Origin of the sequence: Bacillus sp. BML-BC051 (genome assembly GCF_019656175.1) — a bacterium.
GTDB classification, from domain to species: domain Bacteria; phylum Bacillota; class Bacilli; order Bacillales; family Bacillaceae_G; genus Bacillus_A; species Bacillus_A mobilis.
On sequence record NZ_BPLI01000098.1, the window covers coordinates 1 to 6,868 of the forward strand.

The 6,868-nt window shown below is 31.2% G+C and carries 6 protein-coding genes and 4 pseudogenes; 7 read left to right on the forward strand and 3 right to left on the reverse strand.

Going from position 1 to position 6,868, the window contains the following annotated elements; all coding sequences use genetic code 11:
• Nucleotides 1-213 precede the first annotated feature (213 nt).
• Entirely contained in the window at nt 214-369 is a 156-nt protein-coding gene (locus K5S59_RS30395; protein ID WP_236078354.1) for an acyl dehydratase, read from the reverse strand.
• A gap of 119 nt (nt 370-488) precedes the next feature.
• On the opposite strand from K5S59_RS30395, the pseudogene K5S59_RS28115 reads away from it, so the two are divergent.
• From K5S59_RS28115 to K5S59_RS28130, 4 genes and pseudogenes are all read left to right on the forward strand, one after another.
• Nucleotides 489-877: pseudogene (locus tag K5S59_RS28115) on the forward strand (YflT domain-containing protein).
• An 85-nt stretch (nt 878-962) separates the two neighbouring features.
• The gene (locus K5S59_RS28120) at nt 963-1,304 is read left to right on the forward strand and encodes a hypothetical protein (protein ID WP_000683237.1); all 342 of its coding nucleotides are present in this window, start codon (nt 963-965) and stop codon (nt 1,302-1,304) included.
• 35 nt (nt 1,305-1,339) lie between these two features.
• Nucleotides 1,340-2,365 carry a ParM/StbA family protein gene (locus K5S59_RS28125; protein ID WP_098258562.1) on the forward strand — a complete coding sequence of 342 codons (1,026 nt, stop codon included), beginning with the start codon at nt 1,340-1,342 and terminating at the stop codon, nt 2,363-2,365.
• Between the two features lie 295 nt (nt 2,366-2,660).
• Entirely contained in the window at nt 2,661-3,611 is a 951-nt protein-coding gene (locus K5S59_RS28130; protein WP_120450457.1) for a magnesium transporter CorA family protein, read from the forward strand.
• A 169-nt stretch (nt 3,612-3,780) separates the two neighbouring features.
• On the opposite strand, the gene K5S59_RS28135 is transcribed toward K5S59_RS28130, so the two are convergent.
• Nucleotides 3,781-4,224: a hypothetical protein gene (locus tag K5S59_RS28135; protein WP_212982094.1), complete on the reverse strand. Its 444-nt coding sequence runs from the start codon at nt 4,222-4,224 to the stop codon at nt 3,781-3,783.
• A 405-nt stretch (nt 4,225-4,629) separates the two neighbouring features.
• Nucleotides 4,630-4,938 (reverse strand): hypothetical protein, encoded by a 309-nt coding sequence (locus K5S59_RS30400; protein WP_097843204.1) that lies wholly within the window; start codon nt 4,936-4,938, stop codon nt 4,630-4,632.
• Nucleotides 4,939-5,371: 433 nt separating this feature from the next.
• On the opposite strand from K5S59_RS30400, the pseudogene K5S59_RS28145 reads away from it, so the two are divergent.
• The 3 pseudogenes from K5S59_RS28145 to K5S59_RS28155 form a co-directional block, all read left to right on the forward strand.
• A pseudogene (locus tag K5S59_RS28145) lies at nt 5,372-5,506 on the forward strand (Holliday junction resolvase RecU); the annotation flags it as partial.
• Between the two features lie 343 nt (nt 5,507-5,849).
• Nucleotides 5,850-6,283: pseudogene (locus K5S59_RS28150) on the forward strand (sodium:proton symporter).
• A gap of 237 nt (nt 6,284-6,520) precedes the next feature.
• Nucleotides 6,521-6,868: pseudogene (locus K5S59_RS28155) on the forward strand (YrrS family protein); the annotation flags it as partial.

The following is a 6,868-nucleotide window of genomic DNA, read 5'->3' on the forward strand; positions in this document are numbered from 1 at the left end:
AGGTGGACACGGTGGTTGGCCGGGCGGACACGGTGGTTGGCAAGGGGGACATAGTGGCTGGCAAGGTGGACATGGATATTAAAACGAGGCTATAAAATCATTTTTTTATGCAAAGTTTGTATATTTTGTATCGTTGTATATTTTCATTTTTATTAGGTTATATGTTTTTAAAGCACTCTTTGAAAAGGAGTGTTTTTTTATTTTTCTTTTGATTTAATTAACGAAAAAAGTATCTTGTACTCCTTTTGTAACTTTTTCTAAATAGAAATTTTCTATAAAATAAGGGGCCTGCCTGTCAAACAAATCGTTATTTGTAATACTGCTATCAAAGGAAAGTGCTTGTGACATCTCGTTAATATTGAAAAACAGTAATAACCTATTGTGTTAAATTTTTTGAAAATTTAGGTTTAATATCTTTAAAATAGGTGTATTACATATTACATAACAACTAAATAAAAAAATAAAAAATCTAAAGGAGGAAAAATACCATGCATAAGAATGAAAGAAAACCGGTGGTTCATGAATATCAAAATGAGCAGGAAGTAGTTATGAAAGTAAAACAGCTAGAATTGCAAGGGATTCGCCAAGGTGATATTTATGTCTTAACACATGAAAAACACATCTAACAAAAAAGATTGCGGATGATACAAACACAAATACGATTGGAGTAAAAGAACAAGGATTGGGCACAAGTATTATCAACTTTTTTTCCAAAAAAGGGGACGAACTCCGGAATCAAATGGAGGAAATAGGGTTGTCGAAGGAGGAAGCTAACTTATATGAAGAAAAACTAGATCAAGGGAGAATTTTACTTCTAGTAACAGCTGAAATACCAACGGCGAGTGATAGGCAGCCGCAAAACTATCATTCTCTCTAATAGATTGCAACATTTGATAAATAGATAAGTTAATTATTTTAGGTTGTAGCATGGAAGAAAATAAAAGTAGAGAAGGGTGAGAAAAATGAAACATACAATATTTAAATATACTGTGATTGGGATTACGACCGGAATCATGGTCTCCCTATTAAAAAAAGAAAATCGGAAAGCTATACAAACAAAAGGAAAAAACGTAAAAGACAAACTACAAGAAGGAAACATAAAGGAAACATTAGAGAAGGTAACTGAGACAAGTAAACAATTTTCTGTAGCTGCAGCTAATGTTGCAAAACAAACATTACCACAACTGCTTACAGCCACACCAGTTGTCATTTCTACCATTAAAGACTTAACAGAAAACGAAAATAACAAAAAGAAAAAAGATGAAAAGAAATATATGAAAGAAGGGAAAGAAGAGAGTGCTTAGATTTAATTCTAAAAAGAGAAAGTGAGGAAAAAAGTATGAAATCTCTGTATGCAATTGATGTAGGAATTGGTTTTACTAAGCGGGCATATCGACAGGATGTAGATTCTGAGGTGACGATTAAGAGTGAAGCTTCTACACTAGCCCCTGTACCTAATCATGCTGAAAGTGACGATTTAACAAAGGTAAGTTTTATAGACTTAGACTTTGCATACTACATGGGAAATGAAGCACATCAATCTGACGCTGCATTTCTTCCTCCATTTGACGAAGAAATAGAAAATTATTATGAAAGCGAACAGTTTAAACAACAAATATTTGGTTGCATTGCAAAGGATTATAAAGAAAATGTCGTGTTACCTTTAGTTGTTACCGGGCTTCCAGTTACTTGTTTTGGTAGTCAGCATGAGCAATTACAACGTGCACTAAAAAAAGAAACTTCCGTGCAAATTGATGGGAAATTTATTCATATTACGGTGGAAAATGCTTTGATTCTTCAGCAACCGGTCGCTTTACATGCCTATTTCTTAAAAGAGGGAATCATTCAGGAACGAGATCGTATCTTAATTATTGATGGTGGATTTCGTACATTAGAAATGACAGATATGAAACAGAATGTCATTTTAAATCATTATGAGACAGAGCTAGGATGTAGCAAGCCTTTGAAAAATATTAAGGATATCTTGCAGAATCATGCGGGTGAAAGTAATCAATTGCATATTAACGACATGCCAAACATATTAGAAAAAGGATATGGAGGTCGAGAAGAAAATCATCAGACAAGTCAGGTTGATACTTTGATTCAAAAAGAGTTGGATGCACACTTCCAAGACGTTATGCGTGTATTACAAGAACAATTTAAGTTAGACCAGTATGACACTATTATTTGGACAGGAGGAATAGTAGATATCCACAAAAAACGAATTGAAAAGATGCAAGGTGAAATTTCTTCTTTCCGTATGGTAGACGCTTCGAAAGAGGCTGCACTTCATGGATACTATATGATTGGAAATCAAGTATTTGACGACATCACCAATCAATCTGCATATGAATCCAAATTATAATGACGACCGAAAAGGAGTTCGTTGAATTGACTTGCCAAAGTATGTGGCTTCTTTTCCACATATAAATAAGAAAAGATGAAAAGTGCTTGTATAGAGGAAATGTTTAAAATTGAGAATACAAATAACTAATATATAGGGGGTCTTTCTTGTAACAGAAGAAGACCTCCTATGCCATTTAGCTTGTAATTTAGATGATTTAAAAACTTTTCCTCGAAGACATGAATACCTACATACAAATTTCATATTACGGATATGATTCGATCAAACATAAAATTATTCAGAAAGGAAGAATAATATGGAGTGCATAAAAATGCCGAAATGGGATTGGTATCATGTGAAAACAAGTGAACTTGAAAAACTTTCTTCTATAATCCCTCCTGATGTAACATCTTATTTCTCTCAATTTGTAAAAAAAATAAGTTCTCCTTGTGAAAATGGATTATATGTTTATACGTTTTCACCAAGTCAAACTTGTGTATATGGTTCGTTTTTATATGATCAAGATAAAAAGGACGCCAAAATTCAAAAATTTCTTCATTATTTTGTAGCTCATGGAATACTGATAACAGTCCAGGAAAAAGAGGAAGAGGATTTCCAAAATTTAATACATAATTTCCCTATGGGTACAAAAAATTGTAATAGCTCCGCTGAAGGATTATGTGCCATCTTATCAATGTTTATATCTCACTATTTGCGAGAGGTTGACTATTTTGAAAACCATTTTAGAAATGTATTATGGGATTTTTATCATCATAATAACATAGCAGTTTTAGAAAAAATTTATCATATTCGTCATGAATTATTTATGAACACACATGTGTTTCGTTTAATACAAGAGGTGTTACAAGGCTTGGAGGAAGCTTGGTTAGAAAATATAACAAACACCCTTTGTTATAAACAAACACACTTGAAATTAGAGCGTGGATTACAACTCGTTAAAGAGTACCAAGAAGAATTAGACACGATGATTCATTTACAAGAAGTTGTTTCTTCTCATCGTGGGAACGAAATTATGAAAGCTCTTACTGTATTAACTGCTGTAAGTACACCATTGACAGCCTTAGGAGCATTGTGGGGGATGAATTTTAAATATATGCCTGAACTAGAATGGAAATATAGCTATTTAATTGCTCTCTTATTTATTATTTTCACAACAGGGGGCATGTATTTATATATGCGATTCAAAGGATGGACAGGTGATTTATTACGAGTAAAGAAAAAGAAATCTTTTTTTAAATCTAATTAATCTTATTTTTTTAAATATGATAGATATTAACCTAGAAATATGGTTAGTAATATTTATTAATAGGGGCAGTGCCACATGCCCATCAAACTAACAAAACAAAAAAATTCGTTTTGGGGATGTTCTTTTTTTATAATTAATAGATATAAAACATAAAATTTTAAGAAAAGTATTAACGATTTGCAAATTGAGTTGCTATATCTGTTGCATCTTCTTTATTTAAGTGGTAAATGGAATCATCTCCTATACGTTGAACATACGCTTCATCAAAGTATGGTTTCACACTAAAAAATAATACTTTGAATTTGATTTTTTTACCATCATCTAATACAAAGTCAATGTTACGTTGAGAAGATTCCTCAAAAAATTTCTTCTTCAAAAAATCTTTTTTTGTTACAACATCTTTCTGACAACTTAGTTTTTCAAACACTGATTTTGCTTCTTGGCCATAATCTCTAAATGTACCTCCAGCAACAGAATCAGTTTCTGAATATTTTATTTTTGAAATCAGATTAGGAGTTAAAGAACCCTTATTCTCATCTCCTACTAAAGACATGTACATAAATATAAATAGAAATAGAAATATAACTAATAATCCTAATCTGATTTTTTTCATTTATTGTCTCTTGTTCTAAAAAATAGTTCCTGTCTATCATACCAAAAATAGGGAATATACTTTTAGAATTTATAAAAAATATAATTAGGATTAAATTAAAACCTTCGAAAAACCCTGTTTTAAAAATGGAAAAAGCGTTAACCTTTCTTTAGAATCAAAAGAAAGGATGTTTTTATAATGTGCTTTTCAATTCATGATGAGCTGCCATTGTATTCCTAAGAGTTACAACGATATATGTTACCTGATGCTTTAGAGCAATTAGCTAAAAATATAGAATTTGTTAAACGAACTAGTAAGTATCAAGCAAAAGCTAACTGCTCGGTTCTCCAAGGGGGAACAAGGAGAAAATCTAATCTCATATATATTGTTGACGGAATATTTAGTTTTATTCACAAGGAATGACGTTTAACTCAATGCATAGCCAATGATCAAAGTTAGTGTTAAAAACACTGATAATAAAAGTGTTAGTAGAACTGTCGCTATGCTTCTAAGCATAGCAACCCAATTATCTATTTTAGAAAATCCTATCATACCAGCAAAAAAAGTTCCTATTGTTAAAACTAGTAAAAAAAATAAAGGATGGATAGGTAGCGAATTCATAATAAACAATTTCGTTTCAGGTGAGGCTATCGAACCAATTTCAAGATATAAGAGGAATAGACCAATGCAAATAAAAGAAAAAATAAAGGACCACAGATTAATGTTATGTTTCATTGCTTTCTCCTATGTAATTAAAATATTTACATTTGATTTTATTGGAAAATTAAAGAAAAAGATAGCGATTATAAATTGAAATAAATTTTTTAACAAAATAATCCTTTTACGAAGAAAGGACCTGTTGTCTCCAACAGGCCCTTTCCTAAAATGGCAAAGAGTAACTCTTACCTTACTCTTCTGCTATATAATATACAAAACAAGTATAGATGTATAGAACAAGAAATTCCAGTATGATTATTTAAATATACAAAATTAACGTGTTATAACAGAATTAAACATCAGGAATTAAATTACAAATGTTAGTTTATTAATGAATTCCAATGATAGGATCGAAAGTGATAAATAATAAATTAATATTATAATAATAAAATATGAAATATTGCATATTTTATTGAAGTAGAAATTTACAAGTAGGAAGAGAGGAATAACAATGGGACTAGGAAACCGTGGGATGGCATTTGAAATGCTTATCAATTTAGCAAACAAAATGTATCAAAGAGGGGGCGTGTCGCTTATCGACAAGTGTCCGACTCCTGTGAAGGTGTTATTTTCGAATTCCCACAGAAAAGTACGCTATTCTATGCAAATGACGTCCTACGTGAAAACACCGCATATCATTTTAAGAAAAGGTATTTAGAAAACGAAAAATCAACTCATCCGGCTGATAGGCTATTTCCCCTGTACAAGGATTCTCCCACCACAGAAAGATAAAATTATCGAAGAGAATTATAAGCCTTACTTGACGAAACAAATGATAGGAAATTCATGATGAGATATACATATTCATTATTGAAATTAGTAATAATAAAATGTATTATTGAAAAGCACTATTTATAATTCAAGTAATCAAGGCTATGTATCCACAATAATTTGAACATTCGAAAATTATAATATTATCTAAAAACGAGGTGAGCTTAATAGAAACAGTACATATTAAATGGTATGGATTGTATAGTTTAAATGATTTTTATAACAGAGAAGAAGCTTTTAAGAAGGGAATATTTGCAATCTCTAGAGTATATGCTAAGAATGAAACATTGATCTATATAGGAAAAACCAAAAGAAGCTTTATACAAAAGATAAGGGAACTTAATAAGGATTGGGCTTTTGATGAAAGCGAATTAAAGATCACATTAGGAATAATAGAGTTACCTAGTGGTGAAAGTTACTCTGAAAAAAGGTAAAAGAGATAAAATCCCTTCTGATTTTAAGACATACCCCAGTAGAAAACAACACATCTTTATTGTACCATAGAGGGCAGTTTAATTTGAAAATTATAAATAAGGGAAGAAGGGGCTTAATTGTTAAAAAGATTTCTACAGGAGATCTAATGTGGACGTAATTGGAATCATCTTTGAATAAAATTGAGGGTTTCTTACGAACAGGAGTTTATCAATTTTTAATGTATTAAAATATTTTTGAATAACATATGTCAGATGCTTGAAACAACACAAATTTTATTATGATATGAAATCTTTTATGGGAATTGTAATCTATTTCCATCGTTTAATAAAAATATTAAGAATTATAAGAATAATATATAAAGATTAGAAGAGAAAATAAACTCGGGGGTTTAAAAATGGGACAAGTAAGCAGGTTTCAAGAAAAACAACAAAATCGTCGTAAAAAGGTGGTTTTTAATATTGCATTTACTTTGGTATTAGTGACAGTTGGTATAGTGACATACCAGTTGTTTTCCCTTTCTGATACATCAAAGAAAGCAATTGCTCAAGAAAAGAATGCAACAAAGATAGAAGAGAAGAAACGTAAAGAGAAAGAAGCAGCGCAGTTAGAAGAGAAGAAACGTAAAGAGAAAGAAGCAGTGCAGTTAGAAGAGAAGGAACGTGAGGAGAAAGAAGCAGCACTGTTAGAAGAGAAGGAACGTGAGGAGAAAGAAGCAGTACTGCTAGAAAAGAAGAAACGTGAG

Coding starts and splice junctions, on each gene's coding strand:
- K5S59_RS30400 (WP_097843204.1), bottom strand. CDS start 4,938: ATGAAACATAACATTAATCTGTGGTCCTTTATTTTTTCTTTTATTTGC.
- K5S59_RS28125 (WP_098258562.1), top strand. CDS start 1,340: ATGAAATCTCTGTATGCAATTGATGTAGGAATTGGTTTTACTAAGCGG.
- K5S59_RS28135 (WP_212982094.1), bottom strand. CDS start 4,224: ATGAAAAAAATCAGATTAGGATTATTAGTTATATTTCTATTTCTATTT.
- K5S59_RS28120 (WP_000683237.1), top strand. CDS start 963: ATGAAACATACAATATTTAAATATACTGTGATTGGGATTACGACCGGA.
- K5S59_RS28130 (WP_120450457.1), top strand. CDS start 2,661: ATGGAGTGCATAAAAATGCCGAAATGGGATTGGTATCATGTGAAAACA.